The sequence below is a fragment of the Salinispora tropica CNB-440 genome (assembly GCF_000016425.1).
GTDB lineage: Bacteria > Actinomycetota > Actinomycetes > Mycobacteriales > Micromonosporaceae > Micromonospora > Micromonospora tropica.
Window position 1 is genome coordinate 1404589 of record NC_009380.1, and the last position, 21732, is coordinate 1426320.

Consider the following 21732-nt stretch of genomic DNA (forward strand, 5'->3'; position numbering starts at 1 on the left):
GGTTCGGCTCAGCGGCCCAAAGCTGTCCCGGAATGCGGATTTCAGTCGTCCTGGCGGGCTCGTGGCTGGCAGAGTGAGGTTCGTGCACCGCACGGTACTGATTATTCGTTGCTAGCGCGCCGGCCTTTCGTCCGCCGAGCGCGCAGACCTCCCACGTCCGTGGGGGGTCTTTTTGTTGCCGCAGAGAGGATCCTGATGACCTTCCAGGTCTACGACACGACCTTGCGCGACGGTGCCCAGCGCGAGGGGCTCAGCTATACGGTGGCCGACAAACTCGCGGTGGCCCGGCTTCTCGACGAGTTCGGTGTGGGCTTCATCGAGGGAGGGTGGCCGGGCGCGGTACCGAAGGACACCGAGTTCTTCCGCCGGGCCCGCGCCGAACTCGACCTGCGCCACGCGGTGCTGGTGGCCTTCGGCGCCACCCGTCACGCCGGCCGAAAGGTCGACGACGATCCGCAGGTGCGCAGCCTGCTCGCCGCCGAGACCCCCGCCGTCACGTTGGTCGCCAAGGCCGACCTGCGGCACGTGCAGCGGGCCCTACGTACCTCCGCCGACGAGAACCTGGCGATGGTCCACGACACCGTGACGTACCTGGTGGCGCAGGGACGGCGGGTCTTCGTCGACGGGGAACACTTCTTCGACGGCTACCGTGACGACCCCGGGTACACCGCGTCGGTGGCGCAGACCGCGCTCGCCGCTGGCGCTGAGCGGTTCGTGCTCTGCGACACCAACGGTGGCATGCTCCCCTCCCAGGTCACCGCCGTGATCGCCGACCTCACCGCCCGGCTCGGTGTCGCGCCCGGGCAACTCGGCATCCACACCCAGGACGACACCGCCTGCGCGGTGGCCAACACCATCGCCGCGGTGGAGGCGGGTGTGCGGCACGTGCAGGGCACGGCCAACGGATACGGCGAGCGACCCGGGAACGCCGACCTCTTCGCCGTGGTGGCGAACCTTCAACTCAAGCTTGGATTCCCGGTCGTACCCGAGGGCTGCCTGGAACAGATGGTGCGGGTGTCCCGCGGCATCGCCGAGCTGGCCACCATCGCTCCTGACGACCACCAGGCGTACGTCGGGGCTGCGGCCTTCGCCCACAAGGCGGGGCTGCACGCGAGTGCGATCAAGGTGGATCCGTTGTTCTACAACCACGTGGACCCGCAGCTGGTGGGAAACCGCATGCGCATCCTCGTCACCGAAATGGCCGGCCGGGCCAGCGTCGAACTCAAGAGTCGGGAGCTGGGCCTCGACCTGACCGACCACCCGGAGACCCTGAACCGGGTCACCAAGCGGGTCAAGGAGCTGGAGGCTGAGGGCTGGTCGTTCGAAGCGGCCGACGCCTCCTTCGAGCTGCTGGTCCGTTCCGAACTGCCCGACGCGGCGCCGCCACGACCGTTCACGCTCGAGTCCTACCGCATCCTGGTCGAGCACCGCGAGGACGGCGCGGTGGTCTCCGAGGCGACCGTCAAGATCCGCGTACGCGGTGAGCGGGTGATCGCCACCGCGGAGGGGAACGGCCCGGTGAACGCGCTCGACGAGGCGCTGCGCGTCGGCCTCGCCAAGCACTACCCCGAGTTGCGTGACTTCGAGTTGGCCGACTACAAGGTGGGGATTCTGGCCGGCAGCCACGGCACCGGGGCGGTGACCCGGGTGCTGGTGGAGACGTCGGACCACACTGGTCGGGACTGGACCACGGTGGGCGTGCATCCCAACGTGGTGGAGGCAAGTTGGGACGCGCTGGTTGACGCCCTGACCTACGGGCTGGACCGGGCTCGGGGCTGACGGTCCTGGTTCACCCGGTCGGCGGGAGGCGCAGGTCGGTCAGGACCGCGCGATGGTCGCTGCCCGGGATCGCGTACACCGCGGCGGTCCGGACAGCGATCCGCCGGTCCACCAGCACGTGGTCGATGGTCACCGGTGGAATCAGGTCACCGTCGTACGGCCCCCACGTGCCGGTGAGCCCGACCCCGGCAGCGTCTGCCGCGTCCACGTACCCGGTGTCCAGCAGGGCGCGCAGCGGGGCGTGGTCGAGGGTGGCGTTGAAGTCGCCGGCGAGGATGCGCAGCTGTCCGCCCGGGGTGGCGGGGGGTTGGGCGGCGAGGTCGCGGCGCCAGTTTCCGACCTGGTCGATCGCGTACGGGGCGGAGGGGTGCACCGACTCGACCTGGACCGGTGGCGCCTCGGGGACGAGGACTGTCCCGTATGCCTGGAGGAAACCCCAGCCGTTGCTGTTGTGCCGGACACCGCCCTCGGTGATCGGGTAGCGCGCGTACAGCCCGGAGCCGGGGGTCCCCTCGACGGGGTGCAGTTCCCGGTACGGCAGGAGCTGCTCGAGCCCCAACCGGTCCAACTCGGCCGCGATCGCCGGGGTGAACTCCTGTACGGCCAACACCTCCACCGAGTGCCGGCGAACGAGGTCAACCAGTACCTCGGCGTCGGCGGAGCCGGCCAGCAGGTTGGCCGTCAGTAGCCGTACCGCCGGGCCGGTGGCGGCGGGCGGGGTGGACTCGAACGTCCGCGGTGCCACCACGGCGACCAGCGCCACGGTCGTCACCGCCGCCACCGCCGCCGGCCGCCAGCGCCGCACCGCGAGGAGCAGGAGCAGGAGCAGCAGGCTGCCCGCGGCGGCGTACGGGGTGAAGGCCAGCAGCTGGACGAGGGGCCCGCGGTCGAGGCCGAGCAGGCGTACGACCGCCCAGGCGGCACCCGGTGCGACAGCCAGCCAACAGGCCAGGGTTCGTGCCGCCGGTCGTCGGCGCGGGCTATCTGGTTTCGCCACGACAGCAGCCTAGGGCAGGCCTGGCCAGACCGGTCCGTCGCTGGCGCTGTCGGTCGGCCTTAACGTGTAAGAGGTAGCTTGTCCTGCTTCGAGAGGCATCGTCGGTATTAGGCGATTCGGCGCGGTAAGTCCGACGTTTGCGGACGGTCGGCACGGGAAGCAAGCACCGTGACGGACATCTCGGACACCTTGGCCCCCGGGCCCAGCCCGGTCGATCCCGACGCAGCAGGCACCGAGCTACGACAGACTCTCGCCGAGGTCAGACGCGTGATAGTGGGGCAGGACCGGCTCGTGGAACGCCTGCTCACCGCGCTCATCGCCGACGGGCACTGCCTCCTTGAGGGGGTACCCGGCGTCGCGAAGACGCTCGCGGCGCAGACGCTCGCCACCGTCGTCGGCGGCAGCTTCTCCCGCATCCAGTTCACCCCCGACCTGGTTCCCTCCGACATCGTCGGCACCCGCGTCTATCGCGCGTCCCGGGAAGCGTTCGATGTCGAACTGGGCCCGGTCATGGCCAACCTGGTCCTCGCCGACGAGATCAACCGCGCTCCGGCGAAGGTGCAGTCCGCGCTGCTGGAGGCGATGGCCGAGCGGCAGGTCTCGATCGGCGGGCGGAGCTGGGAGGTCCCGGCGCCGTTCCTGGTGTTGGCCACCCAGAACCCGATCGAGTCCGAGGGGGTGTACCAGCTGCCGGAGGCGCAGCGAGACCGGTTCCTGATGAAGGTGGTGGTGGACTACCCGAGCGACGCCGACGAACTCGCGATCCTCTACCGGATGAGCAGCGACCGGCCCACCCCCCAGCCGGTGCTCGACCCGCAACGGCTCCTCGACCTCCAGGCCCGGGCGAGCCGTGTCTTCGTGCACCACGCGCTCGCCGAGTACGTGGTTCGGCTGATTCTGGCCACCCGTGACCCGGGCCGGTTCGGCCTGCCCGACGTCGTCCCGCTGCTCGCCTACGGAGCGAGCCCGCGCGCCACCCTCGGCCTGGTCGCCGCCGCCCGAGCCCAGGCCCTGCTGCGGGGTCGGGAGTACGTCCTACCCGAGGACGTCCGCGAGTTGGCGACCGATGTGCTCGCCCACCGGCTGGTCCTTTCCTTCGACGCGGTCGCCGACGGGGTGTCGGCCGAGTCGGTCATCCGGCGGCTGGTCAACGCGGTACCGCCGCCTCGGGTCGCCGGGGTAACCGAACCCGCGCCCAACCTGGCGGCGGCGTGAGGTGGCGCGGTCGGCCCGCCGGCCCGGTGTCGCCGGACCCCGGTCTGGCCGACCTGGCCGGGGACCGCCGGCTACGCCGGCTCGAGCTGGCGGTGACCCGGCGGCTCGACGGTCTGCTGCACGGCCGATACCAGGGGTTGCTCCCCGGGCCCGGCAGTGAACCAGCCGGCAGCCGGGAGTACCGGCCCGGCGAGGACGAGGTCCGCCGGATGGACTGGGCAGTGACGGCGCGGACGACCGTGCCGCACGTGCGTCAGCTCGACGCCGACCGGGAACTCACCACCTGGCTGCTCGTCGACGCCAGCGTCAGCATGGAGTACGGCACGGCCGAGCTGGACAAGCGGGAACTCGCGGTGGCCGCCGTCGCGGCGGTGGGGTTCCTCACCACCGGAGTGGGAAACCGGCTCGGCGCGTCGGTTCTCACCCCGACCGGGCTACGTCGACACGCACCCGGCAGCGGCCGCACCCATCTATTCGGGCTGCTCCGAATGCTGCTGGCGGCCCCCCGCCACGGCGGCTACGACCGGGACACCGCACCGCTCGCGCCACCTGACCTGGCCACGGCGCTGGACGGCTTACGCCGGGTGGCCACCCGCCGTGGGCTGGTGGTGGTGATCTCGGACTTCCTGGACGGCCTGCCCGAGTCGCCCGGGCAGCCCGCACCCTGGGAACAGCTCCTGCGGCGGCTCGCCGTTCGGCATCAGGTGCTCGCCGTGGAGGTGACCGATCCGCGCGAGTGGGAACTGCCCGACGTCGGCCTGGTCACCCTGGTGGACCCGGAGAGCGGCCGGCGGCGTGAGGTCTGGACCGGCGACCCGCGGCTGCGCCAGCGGTACGCCCTGGCGGCTGCCGCCCAGCGGGATCACGTGCGTCAGGCGCTACGCCGTGGCGGCGCGGCGCACCTGTCGCTACGGACCGACCGGGACTGGGTCACCGACATCGTGCGGCACGTGCACCAACAACGCCGGCTGGCGGCCGTACCGGTCCCGGCTGGAAGGGGAGGTGGCGCGTGATCTGGCTCTCGCCGACCCGGCTGTGGCTGCTGCTTGCCGTGCTCGGTCTGGCCGCCGGCTACGCCCTGCTCCAGCGCCGCCGTAGTCAGTACGCGGTGCGGTTCACGAACCTGCGGCTGTTGGATCGGGTGGCACCACAGCGACCGGCCTGGCGCCGGCACGTGCCAGCCGGGCTCTTCCTGGCGATGCTGGCGTTGCTGGTGGTCGGCTTCGCGCGCCCCACCGCCGAGGTGCGGGTTCCCCGGGAACGGGCGACCGTGATGGTGGCGGTGGACGTTTCCACCTCGATGCTCGCCGGGGACGTCGACCCGGACCGGCTCACCGCCGCCAAGGAGTCGGCCCGGCGCTTTGTGGACGGTCTCCCCGACGAGTTCAACGTGGGCCTGGTCGCCTTCGCCGGCAGCGCCGCTGTCCTGGTGCCGCCCGATACCGACCGGGAGGCGCTGGACGAGGGGATCGATCGGCTGGTCGAGGGGGCGACCGGGGTGCAGGGCACGGCGATCGGAGAGGCGATCAACACCTCGCTCGGGGCGGTGAAGGCGCTGGACGGGGAGGCGGCGAAGGACCCGCCGCCGGCCCGGATCGTGCTGCTCTCCGACGGGGCCAACACCTCGGGTATGGACCCGATGGAGGCGGCGGCCGACGCGGTGGAGATGGAGGTTCCCGTCCACACCATCGCCTTCGGTACCGCCTCCGGGTACGTGGACCGGGGCGGTCGGCCGATCCAGGTGCCGGTGGACGGGCAGACTCTCGACGCGGTCGCCCGGGAGACCGGCGGACAGTTCCACGAGGCGGTCAGCGTCGAGGAACTGCGCGCGGTATACGACGACATCGGCAGCTCGGTGGGGTACCGCACCAAGCGACAGGACGTCTCAGCCCGGTTCATCGGCCTCAGCCTGGTCTTCGCGCTCGGCGCGGCGGCCGGCTCGATGCGGTGGTTCTCCCGCCTGCCTTGAGCCCGCCGGGGTGGCTGGGTGCGGGCGGCCGATCGACACGAGGAGTGTACGTATGGCAGTGCAGACCGGGCTGGGCGAACCGCGTGGCCCCTGGTTCATCTCGCCCGAGCTGGGCCCGGATGGGCGGCCCCGGCCAGACGAGTCCGGTTCGGCCCGGGCGGCCGGGGCTCGCCGCTGGCACCATCGGCTGCTGGTCGGGCTGGCCTTGGTCGCGATCTCCAGCGTCTCCGGCGCTGCGGCCGGTGGTCTGGTGGCGAGCCAGGACGGGGCGCCCGGTGCGGCCTCCGCCTCGGCCGCGCCGGTGCCGGCGGAGCTGGTGACCGCCGCCGAGCAGACCGTCGCGGGGGTGGTCTCGGTGCTGGCCGCCGGCGCCGACGGCGCGTCCGCGACCGGCTCCGGCTTCGCCGTCGACGACCAGCAGCACATCATCACCAACGACCACATCCTGGCCAAGGGGGGAAGTGGTTCGGTAATGGTGGAGTTGCCGGACGGGCGACGGTTCGCCGCCGAGGTGGCGGGCCGGGAGCCCCGCAGCGACCTCGCGGTGTTGCGGGTGCCGTCGTCCGCGGGCCTGGCGGCGTTGCCGTTGGCGAAGCCGGGGACGACCCGGGTTGGTGAGCCGGTGCTGGCTGTGGGTTCGCCCCTCGGCCTCGCCGGCACCGTGACCGCCGGCATCGTGAGCGCTGTGGACCGGCAGGTTCGCCTCGGTGACAACCGGCACACGGCGGTGCAGACCGACGCCTCGATCAACCCGGGTAACTCGGGGGGTCCATTGGTGAACGCCCGCGGCGAGGTGGTCGGGGTGAACACGGCGATCGCCACGATCGACGGGAACGGGTCGATCGGCATCGGCTTCGCTATCCCGATCGAGCAGGTTCAGCAGACCGCCGACACGATCATTGGCAAGGGGGGCTGAGGTCTGCGGAGCGGTACCTCCGGGGCCAGCCGGAACGATCCCGCCTGCCCGGTGCGTCCCGGGATCCAGGCGCTAGCCTCAGAGGGTGGACAGTGGGCTGCGGGTGCACGATCGGTGGGTAGTGCCCGAAGCCGAGCTGCGGGAACGCTTCTCCCGGTCGTCCGGGCCCGGCGGTCAGGGGGTCAACACGACCGACTCGCGGGTCGAGCTGAGTTTCGATCTGGCTGCCTCACCGGGCCTCCCGGAGTCGCTGCGGGCCCGGGCCCTCGACCGCCTCGCCGGGCGAATCGTCAACGGCGTCCTCACCGTGACCGCCAGCGAGCACCGCGCCCAACTCGCCAACCGGGAGGCCGCCCGGGAGCGGATGGCCGCGCTGCTCCGCGCGGCGATCGCACCGCCGCCGAAGCGTCGTCGCCCGACCCGGCCCTCCCGCGCCGCCAAGGAGCGTCGACTGACCGAGAAGAAGCGGCGGTCCCAGCGCAAGCGCGACCGCCGCGTCGACGGCGACTGACTGGGTGACCGCCGGTCGGCCCCGCTCGGGCGGCAACGGGAGCCGGCATCGGTCAGGGCGGCGTGAGGTGCCGGGTGAAGAACCGGACCGCGCTGTCCAACTCGTGTTCGGGGAGTCGGTCGCCATGCCGACCCGGGTTGGCGTGCAGGGTTTTGTCGACTGAGCCGAACGCGTCGAAGAGGGCCACGCTCTGCGCGCGGGGTATCCGCTCGTCGTCCCACTGGATCAGGAACTCGATCGGCACCGTGATCCGTGCGGCGGCCGCCGCGGAAGCGGGGGCGGAGGCCCCGCCGAGGCCGAGGACCGCTGCGCGGACCCGGGGCTCGGCGGCGACGAACGGAACGCCGAGCCCGCAGCCCAGTGAGACGCCCCAGTAGCCGACGGGTCCGTATTCAAGGTGGTCCAGGACGGCCTGCCACTCCCCGACGGTCTGCTCGGCGACCCGGGCGTGGAACGCGGCGAGCAGCGGGGCCAGGTCTTCGCCGGAGTCGGCACGGGTCCGAATCTCGGTGGCCATGCGCTGGAGATGGTCGTCGGTCGGGCGGTCACCGTGGTTCGGGACATCCACCGAGACGGCCGCGAAGCCGCTGCGTACGAAGTGGTGGGCGCGGTGCAGGACGGCGGGGTGGGTCTTGTGGTGACCGCCGCCGTGGCCGATGAGGATCAGTGGGCGGTCGGTGGCGTCGTCCGCTGGTGTCCAACGGACCGCGGGAACACCGCCCGCAGAGAAGAGCTCTTTGCGAATGGTCATGCCAACGATGGCCTTTCAGGGGTGCCTTGTGCGGGCGCTCCCTAGACCATGCGGGGGAGGGAGTCCCGACCTGTCGCAGTGTTGATTGGACTCACCTCCTCAGAAATGTGCTCATGCACGGCTGCGGGGAAGCTACCACAGCCGCCGTTGCCTGTCGCACCTGTCAATCGCGTCGAGGAGCCGGGTGCGCAGCCGGGCGGCCCGTTCGGCGAAGCCGCGCTGGGCGGCGGCGTACTCCGTGCGCCCCGGTGGGGTCTCGACCGCAACCGGCGGGTAGCCCAGCGCGGCCAGGTCGTACGGCGAGGCGCGCATGTCGAGGGCGCGGATCTGTCCCGCCAGCTCGAAGCAATCCCCCACCAGCTCGGATGGAACCAGCGGGGAGAGTTTGTACGCCCACTTGTAGAGATCCATGTTGGCGTGCAGACAGCCGGGCTGCTCCAGGTCGTGCTGGCTGTCCCGGGTCGGGTGCAGGAGGTTCAGCGGCCGGGCTGGCCGGGTGAAGAAGCGGTACGCGTCGAAGTGGCTGCACCGCACTCCCCGCTCTTCGACGACCGTGGCGACCCGCTCCGGGCTCAACCGCAGCGGCCAGGCGTTGTGTCGGACCTCGTCCTGGGTCTGCCGGTAGACCATCGCCCACTCGTGCATGCCGAAGCAGCCGAACTGTGCCGGTCGGCCCGCGGTGGCCGTCAACAGGGTCCGGATCCACGTGATCGATTCGGCCCGCCGGGCGCGTACCGCCGGGGTGTCGAGGGTGGCGCCGGCGGTGCTGGCGCGGTAGTCCGGCCCGAAGTCGGCCGGGTCCGCGTCGCGTAGCACCACCCCCGCGCCCGGATGCCAGCGGCGGAGCCGGGCCGGCCGGTACGAGTAGTAGGTGAAGAGGAAGTCCTGCACCGGATGCTTCTCGCCCCGGCGGCGGCGGGCCAGGTGTGGGGCCAGCCACGCGTCGATCCGCTCCTGGTGCGCCTGGCGTCGGGCCTGCCAGGTCGCCGTTTCGAGCACGGTGCCGAGTGCGGGGAGGGCGGTCGTCACCTGCCCAGGGTACGGCCGTGCCCGCTTTTGGGTCCGAGTGTGTCTACCCGCGGTGAGGCCACGACGCACTCTGCCGCTACCGGGCCCAGGCTTGCCCACACCCGGTTGCTGGGGCGGCGAGGGGTACTGATCTTGCGCATCCCGTGTAGGATTTGGTCGCACGTCCAAGGCGATCGTCCAAGGAGGCCATCGTGGGTGAGACCAGCATCGAACGGGGCCGGAACGCGCGAGCGCGCCTGGTGGCGGCCGCCCGAGAGCTGATCGGCGAGCTCGGTTGGAACGCCGTCAGTACCCGGACGCTGGCCGAGCGGGCTGGTGTCCGCTCAGGGCTGGTGCACTACCACTTCGACTCGTTACAGGCGCTCCTGCGCCACGCCGCCCTCGATGAGGTCCAACGGATGCTCGACGGCACCAGGGCGCTCCTTGCCGGGGCCACGAGCCCGAGCGACGACATCGAGCGGATGTTGTTCGACCTCGACCAGTACAACGGCTCTGATCCGGCTTCCCTGCTGTTCGTCGAGACCTATCTCGCCGCAACCCGCGACCACGAGCTGCGCCAGGGGATGGGTGCGCTGGTCGCCGACTTCCGTCGCTCGCTGACCGAGGCGCTCACCCGCTCCGGGCACCCCAGACCGGAGGCCGCCGCGAGCATGGTATTGGCGTTCTTCGACGGCTTTGTCCTGCACAAGGGCCTCGACCAGGGCCTGTCGGCGGAGCATATCGCCCCGCTGCTGCGCCGAATCACCAACACCGAAGAGAGCCGAATCACCAACACCGAAGAGAACGGAGAACAGTGATGAAAGCCTTCATCTGCGGCGCCGGCATCGCCGGGCTGGCCCTCGCCCACCGCCTGCACCACCATGGTTGGGAGGTTCAGGTCGTCGACCACGCTCCCGGGCCGCGCGAACAGGGATACATGATCGACTTCTTCGGGCCGGGGTACGAGGCGCTGACGGCGATGGGTCTGCGGCCGAACCTGCGGAGGTTCGCCAGTTCGGTCGACTCCTTCCGCTACATCGACTCCCGTGGCCGGACGACTGTCAGCGTCGACTACACGTTCTTCGCCCGGGCACTCGACGGTGAAATCGCCAGCATCATGCGGCCTGCCCTCGAACGTATGCTCCGCGAATCGCTCACCGACCACGTCGACATCCGCTATGGCGTCACGATCGACCGGATCAGCGATGATCGGGTAGAACTCTCCGACGGTACTGCTGTCGAGGCGGACGTGATCGTGGGCGCGGACGGCATCCACTCCCACGTCCGCTCGCTCGTCTTCGGCCCCGAGCGCACCTACCTGCGTTACCTCGGCATGCACACCGGGGCGTACGTCTTCGACGACCCCGTGGTGTTCGAACAGGTTCGGGGTCAGTTCGTGCTCACGGAGACCCTCAACCGTCAGCTGGGCCTCTACGGGCTCGCCGATGGGCGGGTCGCGGTGTTCGCCCTGCACCGAACGGATGACGCCCGCCTACCCGAGGACCCACGCGAGGCGCTGTATCGCACCTTCACCGGCATGGGTGACCTGGTGGAGCGGGCCGTGGCCAACTGTCCACCACCGGAGGCGGTCTACTACGACCAGGTCGCCCAGATCGACGCCTCGCGCTGGACCGATGGGCGGGTCGCGCTGGTCGGTGACGCCGCGTACGCGGTGTCCCTGATCGCCGGGCAGGGCGCCTCACTGGGAATCGCCGGCGCCTACCTGCTGGCCGAGCGGCTGCATGCCGCCGGGTCGGTCCAGGAGGGACTGGCCGACTACGAGCGTCGCTGGAGGCCGGTCATCCGCGCTACGCAGCAGGCGGCCCGAGACCGGGTCACCGAGTGGTTCCTGCCGACGTCGTCGGTCAAGCTGCTGGCCCGGCGCTGGGGCTTCAGGGCGATGCGCGTGCCGGGCCTCGATCGACTCCTCGCCGGCACGCTGTTCCCGAAGAACCACCGGAACATTGCCGAACTCGCGAGGTAGGAACTGCGGTTCCTGAAGTGAGCTAGATATCGGTCCTCCGGGTACCAACCTTCTATGCTCGGTCGGTGGCGAGGAAAGAGGGGCAATGCGAGATGGTAGCGCCAGAGGATTACGTGGAAATGGTTCGGCAACGGCTGGTGGCCGACAAGTGCGCGGTGACTGATGAGCGTCTTGGCGCCGAGTCGGTCGTGATCGGCTATCGGGCCCAGTTCCGGTTTCCGACCATGATCCACCTCTTTACGGTCGTCGCGAGGGTGAATCATGTTATCGAGGGGGATCTGCGAGCCTTTGTCGACGAGGTGGTGGCTCTCGGTTTGGAGCGTAAAGGCCGGTGGCGGGGCGTGCACTCGGGCATCATCGCGCTTCCTGTGCTGGTGACCGAGGCGGCGGATCCTTCCGCAACGGAGCTGACCCAGAAGGCGTACCGGCTGAACATGGCCGGCTTCGCGGTCATGACCCAGCCCGCCATCGTGGATGTCAGGGCGGGCAAGGTCTGGACCTTCCGAGGGATCCGGATCTGGGGTTTAGCCTACAACTCGTTGATCAAAAAGAAGTACGAGGCGTATCTCCCGGAGCCGTCGGCTGCGGCCAGCTGAACCCCGATCAGCGCGGGTTGATGACGATCAGCTCGCACCGAGGTCGAAGCCGATTGTGGGAGATGTCTTCTGAAAGGCGTATGCGTTGTCGCCGGCCTGATTCGAGGGTGAGGTGGGACGGGCGTGGTCCGTCGGTAATCATGGATTTGCTGGGCCACCATGACACCGAGAAGGACCACGCCCGCGCAGGAAACCCGCGGCCACTGCCGCGTAGCGGGTCAGGGCACGTCCACCCGAACCCCGGCGGAGAACACCCCACTGCGTAGCTCGAGTTGGGTCGGGGGCTGCTGGCCGTGCACGGTGAAGACCAGCGGGAGGACCATTCGGCTGCCGCCGGCCAATGGCTTGGCGAACACGTCCCGGCCCTGGTTCGCCCGGCGGGTCTCCTGCTCGTCGGTGCTGACAAAGTCGCCGTCGGCGAGGTACGCCCGTTGGAGTGGGCCGTGCCAGCTCTGCTGTTCCGGCGTGAGGTTGTGGACCCCGACGGTCGCGGCGCAGGTGTGTGCCCCCGAGGCCGGTTGGCAGCTGACCCGGTAGACGGTGAACTCGAACGCCGCCTCGCGGAGCGGTTCCCCGATCGCGCCGGCGGCTCCGGTGCCGATCCAGGCGCCGCTGGTGGGATGGGAGTCGGTGTCGACGGCAGCGGCCTTCCGGGTGGCCGTCCAGGTCGCTGTGCCCACGGTGCCGGCCAGCACCACCGCGGCGACCGGGACGAGTAGCCAGGTCGAGGGTCGGCGGCGGCGTGTCGGAGTGGTCGGTGCCGCCGGCCGCGGGTAGACGGTCCCTCGACCCCCCTGGTGAGGCGGCGGGAGCTGCGCTGGGCGCCGCCGCCGCTGCCAGGTCCACCAGCCGCCGACGGCGAGTGCGGCGAGTCCACCGAGGCCGGTGAGCAGGGCAGCCGGCTGCTGCCACACCGGCGGTTCCGGTTCGGCCGCCGCTGGCGCCGGTTCGGATTGCCAGGTCGCGGTAGCGCAGTCGTACGGGCGCTCGCCGCCGGTGGCGAAGGCGCAGGCGGGCGCGGTCAGGGGCTCACCCGGTGGCGCGGTGAGCTCGGTTCTGAGCGTGGTGGTGCTCCGGGCGGGCAGCCGCAGGTTCCAGGTGACCTCTGTCCCGGCATTCCCGCCGTTGTGGCTGGGCCGGCCGCCGTCGGTGATCGAGGTCGCCGAGGTGCCCGGCGGGAGCTCCTGACGGACGGTGGTGGCGATCGGCCGGCTTCCGTCGTTGCGGACCTGGATCCGGTATCTCGGCGCGGGTGTGTTCTCCGGCGCGACCTGTACGGTGATCGGCGGTTTCGGTGGTGGGACCGCCGCCTGGGTCGGGCTCGGCAGCGCTGGCGGCGCGGATGGTCGGCCCGGCTCCTCGCTGGCCTCCGCGGACGGCTGGCCGGCCGGCGCGGTGGCCGCCCCGGGCGGGGCCGGCGGTCGGGCGGCCGGCTGCTGCGCGGCGGCCGGGCCGGGTAGCGCCGGCACAGCGGCGAGGATGCCGAGGCAGTAGACGAGCACTGCGAGGGCCCTGTGGTGTCGTGTCGATGCAGGCATACGAACGAACCTCCGGAGCCGACGTTAGGGCGGTGTCACGCCGGGCGGTAGGAAGTGGCGAAAGCCGGTCCCCTCCGGGTGGTGACGGCGTAGGCTGCGCGGCTCGCCACGCGGCATCCGACCTGCGGCTGCGCCCGCGCACCAGGTCGGGGATAGATTGGCCCGGTGCGTATCGCTCGTTTCGCTCATACCAAGGGAATGTCGTTCGGGGTCGTCGAGGGGGAGCCGGAGGCGGGTCCGCAGGGGCTGACCGTCGCCGAGGTCGAGGGGCATCCGTTCGGACGGATCAGCTTCTCCGGCGCCCGGTGGGCCCTCTCCGATGTTCGCCTGCTCTCGCCGATCCTGCCGAGCAAGGTTGTCTGCGTCGGCCGCAACTACGCCGAGCATGCGGCGGAGCACGGCACGGAGGTGCCCCAGGAGCCGTTGCTCTTCCTCAAGCCGTCGACCTCGGTGATCGGACCGCGGGACGCGATCCGGCTGCCGGCGCTGTCGAAGCAGGTCGAGCATGAGGCCGAGCTGGCCGTGGTGATCGGGGCACCCGGTGCCCGGCGTGCCGATCGGGCCGCCGCCGCGCGCGCGGTCTTCGGCTACACCTGCGCCAACGATGTGACGGCACGGGACCTGCAACGGGCGGACGGGCAGTGGACCCGGGCCAAGGGCTTCGACTCGTTCTGCCCGATCGGTCCCTGGATCACCACCGGCCTCGACGTCGCCGACCTGGAGATCCGGTGTGAGGTGGGTCGCGATCCGGAGGAGATGGAGGTCCGCCAGCTGGGCCGGACCCGGGACATGGTCTTCGACGTACCGGCCCTGGTGTCGTACGTCTCACATGTGATGACGCTGCTCCCGGGTGATGTGATCCTGACCGGCACGCCGGCCGGGGTTAGTCCGCTCGTGGACGGGGATACGGTCACCGTACGGATCGAGGGGGTCGGCGAGCTGACCAATCCGGTGCTGCCGGCCAGCTGATCCGGTGCGAGGTTTTCGCAGCTCAAGGGCCTTCTGTCGGGGGCGATTTGGCCCTGCGGCGGGAGGAGGGTAATGTTTGTGCCCGGCGCTGCGAGGCGTCGATGGGGTATGGGGTAATTGGCAGCCCGACTGATTCTGGTTCAGTTAGTCTAGGTTCGAGTCCTGGTACCCCAGCGCTGTCTCGACTCGGTTGAGTCGTGACCGCTGGATGTCAACGGAGGTTCGCCTCCGGTGGAAGACTTCCCGCCCAGCCGGTGGGAAGTAGTAGGTTCTGGCCCCGTCGTCTAGCGGCCCAGGACGCCGCCCTCTCAAGGCGGTAGCGCCGGTTCGAATCCGGTCGGGGCTACAGAAGCGGTATTGGCCCGTCCCGTCTGCCGGGGCGGGCTTTTTCCGTTTGCCCGGCACGTTTCGCCGGCACACCCGGACGGCTGCCCCCGGCGTGGGTCTACCGTTCGGTGCCGGTAGACTATCCCCGTACCGCTCAGTTGGGCGGTCGTTTGGGAAATTCCTGGCCCCGTCGTCTAGCGGCCCAGGACGCCGCCCTCTCAAGGCGGTAGCGCCGGTTCGAATCCGGTCGGGGCTACTCCTTCGCAACAGGCCCGTCTCACCATGGTGAGACGGGCCTGTTGGTTTGCGTCACCAGGGCGGTGGGCTACAGGCCGGAGAGCCGTTGGCCGGCTCGAACGACCGCCATCGCGTGGCGCTCGCCGGGGCGGCGGCCGATTCGTTCGATGGGACCGCTGACGCTGACGGCGGCGATGACTCGCCCGGTGCGATCCCGGATCGGTGCGGAGACGCTCGCCACACCAGCTTCCCGTTCCGCCACGCTCTGCGCCCAGCCGCGGCGCCGGACCTCGGCGAGAGCCCGGCCGGTGAACTTCGAGCGGGGCAGGAGCGGCATGACCGCCTCCGGTGGCTCCCAGGCCAGCAGGATCTGCGCCGCGGATCCGGCCGTCATGGGTAGCACCGAGCCGACCGGCACGGTGTCCCGCAGGCCGCTGGCCCGCTCGGCGGCGGCTACGCAGACCCGCTCGTCGGCCCGGCGCAGGTAGAGCTGCGCGCTCTCCCCGGTGGCGTCCCGGAGCGCGCAGAGCAGGGGCTCGGCCGCGGTCAGCAGCACGTCGGGTGCGGCGTTGGCCAGTTCCCCCAGGCGGGGGCCGGGGCGCCACCGTCCCTGTGTGTCGCGTACCAGCATTCGGTGGATCTCCAGTGCCTGCGCCAACCGGTGTGCTGTTGCCCGGGGCAGCTTTGTGCGTTCGACGAGTTCGGCCAGGCTGGCGCCGTCCACGCAGGCGGCCAGGATGACCACCGCCTTGTCGAGAACGCCGACACCACTCATACTGTGTCCCACAAGTCGAAACATACCTCCCAGAATTTAGGAAGTCCAGATGGTGGGAGTCACTCCTGAGCCGAGGACCCTGGCCGAGAAGGTCTGGGCCTCGCACGTCGTCCGATCCGCCGATGGCGAGCCCGACCTGCTCTTCATCGACCTGCACCTGCTCCATGAGGTGACCAGCCCGCAAGCCTTCGACGGGCTGCGCCTCGCCGGCCGCCGGGTCCGCCGTACCGACCTGACGATCGCGACCGAGGACCACAACACCCCCACCGGGTACGCGGACCCGTCGTACCAGTCTCGCCGCGGGGACCTGCTGACCATCACCGACCCGACCTCTCGTACACAGATCGAGACGCTGCGCCGCAACTGCGCCGAGTTCGGTGTGCGGCTGCATCCGCTGGGTGATGAGAACCAGGGAATCGTCCACGTCATCGGCCCGCAGCTGGGCCTGACCCAGCCCGGGATGACGATCGTCTGCGGCGACTCGCACACCGCGACGCATGGGGCCTTCGGCGCGCTGGCCTTCGGGATCGGCACCAGCGAGGTCGAGCACGTGCTCGCCACCCAGACGCTGCCGCAGGCCCGACCGAGGACGATGGCGGTGAACGTCGTCGGTGACCTCGCACCGGGCGTTACCGCCAAGGACCTGGTACTCGCGCTGATCGCCCAGGTCGGTACGGGTGGTGGTCGGGGGCATGTCGTGGAGTATCGCGGCGAGGCGATCCGGAAGCTGTCCATGGAGGGACGGATGACGATCGCCAACATGTCCATCGAGTGGGGTGCCAAGGCGGGGTTGATCGCCCCTGACGACACGACGTTCGGCTACCTCAGGGGGCGGCCGAACGCGCCCGCCGGTGCCGACTGGGAAGCGGCGGTCGCGTACTGGCGGACGCTGCCCACCGACGCGGGCGCAACGTTCGACTCCGAGGTGACCCTGGATGCGAGCCAGATCACGCCCTTCGTGACCTGGGGTACCAACCCGGGGCAGGGCGCGTCGCTGGACGCGTCGGTGCCGAACCCGGAGGAGTTCGCCACCGAGCCGGAGCGGGCCGCCGCCCGCCGTGCCCTGGAGTACATGGACCTCGCCGTGGGCACTCCGCTGCGGGAGCTCACCGTTGACGTCGTCTTCGTCGGCTCCTGCACCAACGGCCGGATTGAGGACCTGCGGGCGGCTGCCGACGTACTGCGCGGGCGCCGGGTGGCGCCGGGTGTGCGGATGCTCGTCGTGCCGGGCTCCGCCGCGGTGCGGGAGAACGCCGAGGCGGAAGGGCTGGACAAGGTCTTCACCGAAGCCGGCGCCGAGTGGCGCTTCGCGGGTTGCTCGATGTGTCTGGGAATGAACCCGGACACGCTCCGGCCGGGCCAGCGTGCCGCCTCGACCTCGAACCGTAACTTCGAGGGCCGCCAGGGCCGGGGGGGACGTACCCACCTGGTCTCCCCACCAGTCGCTGCGGCCACCGCGGTGACGGGCCGGCTGGCGGCCCCCGCCGACCTGTGAAGGGACACCGCTGATGGAGAAGTTCACTATCCACACCGGTACCGCCGTGCCGCTACGTCTTTCTAATGTAGATACTGATCAGATTATCCCGGCTGTGCACCTAAAGCGGGTAACGCGAACGGGTTTCGCGGATGCCCTGTTCAGTTCGTGGCGGGAGGATCAGGCGTTTGTCCTCAACGATGAATCATATTCGGGTGCCTCGATTCTTGTTGCTGGCCCCGAGTTCGGTACCGGTTCCTCCCGAGAGCACGCCGTCTGGGCCTTGCGAGACTGGGGGTTCCGGGTCGTGATCGCCCCGCGCTTCGGTGACATCTTCCGGGGTAACGCGCTCAAGGGAGGACTGCTGCCGGTTGAGTTGGAATTGAAAGCAATCGAAGAGATCTGGGGTCGCATCGAGGCCGATCCGAGCACGTCGATCACCGTCGACCTCGCCGCCCGTCAGGTTCAGGTCGGGGGTGTGAACTGGGGGTTCCCGCTCGACGAGTTCAGCCGCTGGCGGCTGATGGAGGGCTTGGACGACATTGGACTCACGCTTCGGCACGAACCCCTGATCGGTGCCTTCGAGGCGTCTCGGCAGCCGTTCCTACCGACCATCGCGTAGCCTTCCACCCCGCCATGCGAGGGAAAGTCGCCCCCACCGGCGTCGCCGGTGGGGGCGAATCTGTTGCGACACAAGGGTCTTTTTCTGTCGAATGTTTGTGTAGCGCCAGCGCAGGGCATACCGTGCGCGCAGAATGGCTCGCGTCGAGTCAGTTGCACAATCGGGAGGAAGTCGTGAACAAGGCCGAGCTTATCGAGACGCTCGCCGTTCGCCTGGGGGACCGGAAGACGGCGTCGGCCGCGCTCGACGCGGTCCTAACCGAGGTCCAGGCGGCGGTCACCAAGGGTGAGAAGGTGTCGATCACCGGCTTCGGAGCGTTCGAGAAGCGTGTCCGGGGAGCCCGAACAGCGCGCAATCCACGGACCGGCGAGGCGGTGAAGGTCAAGAAGACCTCCGTCCCGACGTTCCGCCCGGGCACCGGGTTCAAGGAGATGGTGGCCAGCGGCAAGGCGCCGAAGGCCACGGCGGCGAAGAAGACCACCGCCGCCAAGGCGGCCGGGGCCAAGACCACTGGCACCGCGGCCAAGAAGACCACCGCGGCGAAGGCGACGAAGACCACCGCCGCCAAGAAGACAACCGCTGCCAAGAAGACAACCGCTGCCAAGAAGACCACGGCTGCCAAGGCCGCCGCGCCGAAGAAGACCGCGGCGAAGAAGACCACCGCGGCCAAGGTTGCTCCGGCGAAGCGCGCCACCGCGCCGAAGGCCACCGCGGCGCGGAAGTCCGCGACGAAGAAGGCGGCGCCGGCCGCGAAGTCCACGACGGCCCGGAAGAGCGCAGCGGCCACGAAGGCCACCGCGCGGAAGGCGCCGGCGAAGCGGGCGACCACGCGCTGAGCCGGCACCGTCGGGGGCGTCCACCAGCACGGTGGGCGCCCCCGACGCTACAAGGGGTCGGGGGTGAGCAGAGTCGCTCCGGAGAAGGCGAGCAGCCAACCACCCCCGTGCGGGGTGGTGACGTCCGCGCAGCGGCCGGAGAGGCGTTCCAGCGCCCCGGAAATCATCCCACCCTGGCTACACACCACGGCCGACGTACCGGCCGTGCCGAAGGCGGCCAGGCGGGCGGCAGCGGCCAACGCGCACTCGTCCAGGCTCTGGCCCGCCCGCGGTTCGTCCAGGTCGCCGGCGACCTCAATGGGTAGGTCGAGCAGGTCCGCCACCGGGCTGAGGGTCTGGACGCAGCGCCGGGCCGACGCGGCGAGCAGGCGTACCGGCTGGACCACAGCCACCAGCGGCGCCAGTCGTTGTGCCTGCGCCCAGCCGTCGACGGAGAGCGGCCGGCCGTTCTGGGGCCCGGCCCAGGTGCTCCGCCCATCCACATCCGCGTGCCGCACCAGCATGACCGTCGCGGTCACCGGTGGCAGGGCCGCGAACGCGCTGACCACCTCCACGTCGTGCGGATAGCTGACCAACCGCACCGCTTCGTCCACGCTGAGCCAGCGCACCTCGTCAACCTCGGTGTCGGGCTGAAAACCACCGGTCGCGACCGCCCGCATCGCCCAGTAGTCCACCACCTTCGGCCGGCCCTGGCTGCGGTAGTGCACGCTCGGCAGCCGGGCCTGCGGCACCGCCTGCACGTCGGTCTCCTCGGCGACCTCCCGAAGGGCGGCGCGGAGCGGGTGCTCACCCGGCTCAAGCTTTCCCTTCGGCAGCGACCAGTCGCCGTAGCGGGGGCGGTGCACCAGGCAGACCTCGATGCCGCCCCGGCCCGACCGCCAGAGGACACCACCGGCCGCCCGGATCCCGCTCGCCATCCGCTTAGCGTACGGCCGTACCGCCAACCCGGCGCAGCAGTAACTCCTGAAGGTGCCCCCGGGGATCGTCCCCGGTGCCCGAGCGCCGGTGCCAGCTACCCTCCGCGTCCAGCTCGAACGCCTCCACGTCGGGGCTGAACGCGGCGGTCAGCACGTGATCCAGCTCGGCTCGGGCTACCGGGTCGTTGACCCGTACCAGCGCCTCGACCCGCCGGTCCAGGTTGCGATGCATCAGGTCGGCCGAGCCCATCCAGAACTCGGCGTTCCCGTCGTTGCCGAACCGGAAGATCCGCGAATGCTCCAGGAACCGGCCGAGGACCGACCGGACGCGGATGTTCTCCGACAGGCCCGGTACCCCGGGGCGGAGTGTGCACATGCCCCGAATCAGCAGGTCCACGTGGACACCGGCCTGGGAGGCACGGTAGAGCGCGTCGGTGATCTCCTCGTCGACCAGCGAGTTCACCTTGAACTGGACCAGCCCGGACAGGCCGAGCCGGACGTTCGAGATCTCCCGCTCGATCCGCTCGATCAGACCGCTGCGGATTCCCTGCGGAGCCACGAGCAGCTGTCGGTACGCCGTCTGCCGGCTGTAGCCGGTCAGCACGTTGAACAGGTCGGTCAGGTCGGCGCCGATCTCCCGATCGGCGGTGAGTAGGCCGAAGTCCTCGTAGAGCCGGGCGGTCTTGGGGTGGTAGTTGCCGGTGCCGATGTGGCAGTAGCGGCGGATCTGGTTGCCCTCCTGCCGGACCACCAGCGCCGTCTTGCAGTGCGTCTTGAGGCCCACCAGGCCGTAGACGACATGGCACCCGGCGCGTTCGAGCGTCCGCGCCCAGCCGATGTTGGCGATCTCGTCGAACCGGGCCTTCAACTCGACCAGCACCACCACCTGTTTGCCGGCCTCTGCCGCGTCTACCAGGGCGTCCACGATGGGGGAGTCGCCGCTGGTGCGGTAGAGGGTCTGCTTGATGGCCAGTACGTTCGGGTCCGCAGCGGCCTGCTCGATGAAGCGCTGCACGCTGGTGGCGAAGGAGCGGTACGGATGGTGTACCAGCACGTCACCGTCGCGCAGGGTGGCGAAGACGCTGCGCGGCACCTCGCCCTCGGCGAGCCGTGGGTGGGTGGCCGGCACGAACGGTGGATCCTTCAGGTCCGGCCGATCTGCCTCGCCGTAGAGCTGCCACAGCGCCGACAGGTCGAGCAGGCCGTTGACCCGTTGGACATCCTGGGCGTCCATGTCCAGTTCGCGGACGAGGAGTTCCAGCATGTGTTCGGAGATCGAGGCGGCCACCTCCAGGCGTACCGACGGGCCGAATCGACGCCGGGCGAGTTCTCGTTCGAGGGCCTGCAGCAGGTCCTCGTCCCGGTCCTCGTCAACCTCCACTTCGGCGTTGCGGGTCACCCGGAACAGGTGGCACTCCACCACCTGCATCCCGGAGAAGAGCTGGCCCAGGTGCACCGAGATCAGATCCTCCACCGGCAGTACCTGGACGCCGGGCTGATCGCGGTGGACGCGGACGAAGCGGGGCACGTTGTTGGGCACCTTGACCCGCGCGAACAGCTCCGATCCGCCGTCCGGGGCGCAGACGGAGACCGCCAGGTTGAGGGAGCGCCCGGAGATGTACGGGAACGGGTGCGCCGGGTCAACCGCGAGGGGGGTGAGCACGGGGAAGATGTGCTCACCGAAGTAGGTGCGCAACCGGGTGTGCTCGGCGTCGGTCAGGTCACCCCAACTGAGGATGCGCAGGCCGGTGGCGGCCAGCTTCGGCAGGAGGTCGTCGACGAAGCAGGCGGCCTGCCGGGAAACCAGGGTGGCGGTCTTCTCCGCGATCAGCTCGAGCTGGGTGCGCAGTGGCATCCGGTCGCCTCCGCGGACGGGCAGTCCCGCGGAGAGCCGTCGCTTCAGCCCGGCGACCCGCACCATGTAGAACTCGTCGAGGTTGCTGGCGAAGATGGCGAGAAACTTCGCCCGTTCCAGCAGCGGGGTGCGCGGGTCCTCGGCGAGCGCGAGGACCCGCGCGTTGAAGTCCAGCCAGGAGAGCTCCCGGTTGAGGAATCGGTCCTCCGGCAGCGGTTGCGTGGCGGGTGGTTCGGCGGGCGGCGCCGGCTGGTCAGAAACTGGATCGAGCACCTCCTCCAGACCGGCTGCGCCGTCGGTCGGGTCGGCGGTGTCGGTGGCCCGGGCGGACAGGAAGCGGCCGTCGGCCCCGCGGGGGCGGGAGCCGTTGTGGGGCGGAACCGTCGGTTGGTCGGCGACGGAGTCGGTGGGGTGCTCGCCAGGGGTGCTCACCCGCCCATCTTGACCTGAGCCCGG

Annotated in this window: 20 protein-coding genes and 3 tRNA genes; 16 read left to right on the forward strand and 7 right to left on the reverse strand. The window is 70.3% G+C overall.

Annotated elements, in window-relative coordinates:
• The first annotated feature begins 195 nt into the window (after positions 1-195).
• Entirely contained in the window at positions 196-1779 is a 1584-nt protein-coding gene (gene cimA, locus STROP_RS06260) for a citramalate synthase (RefSeq protein ID WP_026274956.1), read from the forward strand.
• Between the two features lie 10 nt (positions 1780-1789).
• Here cimA and STROP_RS06265 read toward each other — a convergent pair whose 3' ends face one another.
• A complete protein-coding gene (locus STROP_RS06265) occupies positions 1790-2731 on the reverse strand; it encodes an endonuclease/exonuclease/phosphatase family protein (RefSeq protein ID WP_026274955.1) in 942 nt (313 codons plus the stop codon).
• 213 nt (positions 2732-2944) lie between these two features.
• Here STROP_RS06265 and STROP_RS06270 point away from each other — a divergent pair, with 213 nt between their 5' ends.
• The 5 genes from STROP_RS06270 to arfB all read left to right on the forward strand — a co-directional run bounded on the left by STROP_RS06270 (position 2945) and on the right by arfB (position 7387).
• Positions 2945-3991, forward strand: a complete 1047-nt coding sequence (locus STROP_RS06270; protein ID WP_011905147.1) for an AAA family ATPase — start codon at positions 2945-2947, stop codon at positions 3989-3991.
• 26 nt (positions 3992-4017) lie between these two features.
• Positions 4018-5004: a DUF58 domain-containing protein gene (locus STROP_RS06275; protein ID WP_026274954.1), complete on the forward strand. Its 987-nt coding sequence runs from the start codon at positions 4018-4020 to the stop codon at positions 5002-5004.
• A complete protein-coding gene (locus STROP_RS06280) occupies positions 5001-5960 on the forward strand; it encodes a VWA domain-containing protein (RefSeq protein ID WP_011905149.1) in 960 nt (319 codons plus the stop codon). Before STROP_RS06275 ends, STROP_RS06280 begins: the two co-directional genes overlap by 4 nt.
• A gap of 52 nt (positions 5961-6012) precedes the next feature.
• Complete coding sequence (locus STROP_RS06285; RefSeq protein WP_011905150.1) at positions 6013-6876, forward strand: S1C family serine protease; 864 nt, start codon at positions 6013-6015, stop codon at positions 6874-6876.
• 85 nt (positions 6877-6961) lie between these two features.
• Positions 6962-7387: an alternative ribosome rescue aminoacyl-tRNA hydrolase ArfB gene (gene arfB, locus STROP_RS06290; RefSeq protein WP_043535237.1), complete on the forward strand. Its 426-nt coding sequence runs from the start codon at positions 6962-6964 to the stop codon at positions 7385-7387.
• A 52-nt stretch (positions 7388-7439) separates the two neighbouring features.
• Here arfB and STROP_RS06295 read toward each other — a convergent pair whose 3' ends face one another.
• Both STROP_RS06295 and STROP_RS06300 read right to left on the reverse strand, forming a co-directional pair.
• A complete protein-coding gene (locus tag STROP_RS06295; RefSeq protein ID WP_011905152.1) occupies positions 7440-8138 on the reverse strand; it encodes an alpha/beta hydrolase in 699 nt (232 codons plus the stop codon).
• Positions 8139-8270: 132 nt separating this feature from the next.
• Positions 8271-9167, reverse strand: coding sequence for a 3-methyladenine DNA glycosylase (locus STROP_RS06300; protein WP_187151585.1), 897 nt, complete (start codon positions 9165-9167; stop codon positions 8271-8273).
• A 191-nt stretch (positions 9168-9358) separates the two neighbouring features.
• Between STROP_RS06300 and STROP_RS06305 the strand changes: the two genes are divergently transcribed.
• The 3 genes from STROP_RS06305 (at position 9359) to STROP_RS06315 (ending at position 11726) form a co-directional block, all read left to right on the forward strand.
• On the forward strand, positions 9359-9964 hold the full coding sequence (locus STROP_RS06305) for a TetR/AcrR family transcriptional regulator (protein ID WP_011905154.1): 606 nt from the start codon (positions 9359-9361) through the stop codon (positions 9962-9964).
• Positions 9964-11130 carry an FAD-dependent monooxygenase gene (locus STROP_RS06310; RefSeq protein ID WP_011905155.1) on the forward strand — a complete coding sequence of 389 codons (1167 nt, stop codon included), beginning with the start codon at positions 9964-9966 and terminating at the stop codon, positions 11128-11130. The genes STROP_RS06305 and STROP_RS06310 overlap by 1 nt, the downstream gene beginning before the upstream one ends.
• 119 nt (positions 11131-11249) lie before the next feature.
• Complete coding sequence (locus tag STROP_RS06315) at positions 11250-11726, forward strand: hypothetical protein (protein WP_026274952.1); 477 nt, start codon at positions 11250-11252, stop codon at positions 11724-11726.
• A 218-nt stretch (positions 11727-11944) separates the two neighbouring features.
• On the opposite strand, the gene STROP_RS06320 is transcribed toward STROP_RS06315, so the two are convergent.
• Entirely contained in the window at positions 11945-13264 is a 1320-nt protein-coding gene (locus tag STROP_RS06320) for a hypothetical protein (protein ID WP_011905157.1), read from the reverse strand.
• A 165-nt stretch (positions 13265-13429) separates the two neighbouring features.
• On the opposite strand from STROP_RS06320, the gene STROP_RS06325 reads away from it, so the two are divergent.
• From STROP_RS06325 to STROP_RS06340, 4 genes are all read left to right on the forward strand, one after another.
• Complete coding sequence (locus STROP_RS06325) at positions 13430-14233, forward strand: fumarylacetoacetate hydrolase family protein (protein ID WP_011905158.1); 804 nt, start codon at positions 13430-13432, stop codon at positions 14231-14233.
• Positions 14234-14335: 102 nt separating this feature from the next.
• Positions 14336-14407 (forward strand) — tRNA-Gln (locus STROP_RS06330).
• A gap of 99 nt (positions 14408-14506) precedes the next feature.
• Positions 14507-14579: transfer RNA gene (locus STROP_RS06335), tRNA-Glu, on the forward strand.
• A 164-nt stretch (positions 14580-14743) separates the two neighbouring features.
• Positions 14744-14816 (forward strand) — tRNA-Glu (locus tag STROP_RS06340).
• Positions 14817-14885: 69 nt separating this feature from the next.
• On the opposite strand, the gene STROP_RS06345 is transcribed toward STROP_RS06340, so the two are convergent.
• Positions 14886-15572, reverse strand: a complete 687-nt coding sequence (locus tag STROP_RS06345) for an IclR family transcriptional regulator (protein ID WP_011905159.1) — start codon at positions 15570-15572, stop codon at positions 14886-14888.
• A 49-nt stretch (positions 15573-15621) separates the two neighbouring features.
• On the opposite strand from STROP_RS06345, the gene leuC reads away from it, so the two are divergent.
• The 3 genes from leuC to STROP_RS06360 all read left to right on the forward strand — a co-directional run bounded on the left by leuC (position 15622) and on the right by STROP_RS06360 (position 18504).
• Positions 15622-17067 (forward strand): 3-isopropylmalate dehydratase large subunit, encoded by a 1446-nt coding sequence (gene leuC, locus STROP_RS06350; RefSeq protein WP_011905160.1) that lies wholly within the window; start codon positions 15622-15624, stop codon positions 17065-17067.
• Between the two features lie 13 nt (positions 17068-17080).
• Positions 17081-17668, forward strand: coding sequence for a 3-isopropylmalate dehydratase small subunit (gene leuD, locus STROP_RS06355; RefSeq protein ID WP_011905161.1), 588 nt, complete (start codon positions 17081-17083; stop codon positions 17666-17668).
• A gap of 173 nt (positions 17669-17841) precedes the next feature.
• Complete coding sequence (locus STROP_RS06360; RefSeq protein WP_026274949.1) at positions 17842-18504, forward strand: HU family DNA-binding protein; 663 nt, start codon at positions 17842-17844, stop codon at positions 18502-18504.
• A 47-nt stretch (positions 18505-18551) separates the two neighbouring features.
• Here the strand turns inward: STROP_RS06360 and STROP_RS06365 are convergent, their stop codons facing one another.
• Both STROP_RS06365 and STROP_RS06370 read right to left on the reverse strand, forming a co-directional pair.
• Entirely contained in the window at positions 18552-19421 is an 870-nt protein-coding gene (locus STROP_RS06365; RefSeq protein ID WP_011905163.1) for an NUDIX hydrolase, read from the reverse strand.
• 4 nt (positions 19422-19425) lie between these two features.
• The gene (locus STROP_RS06370; RefSeq protein WP_011905164.1) at positions 19426-21708 is read right to left on the reverse strand and encodes an RNA degradosome polyphosphate kinase; all 2283 of its coding nucleotides are present in this window, start codon (positions 21706-21708) and stop codon (positions 19426-19428) included.
• Positions 21709-21732 lie beyond the last annotated feature (24 nt).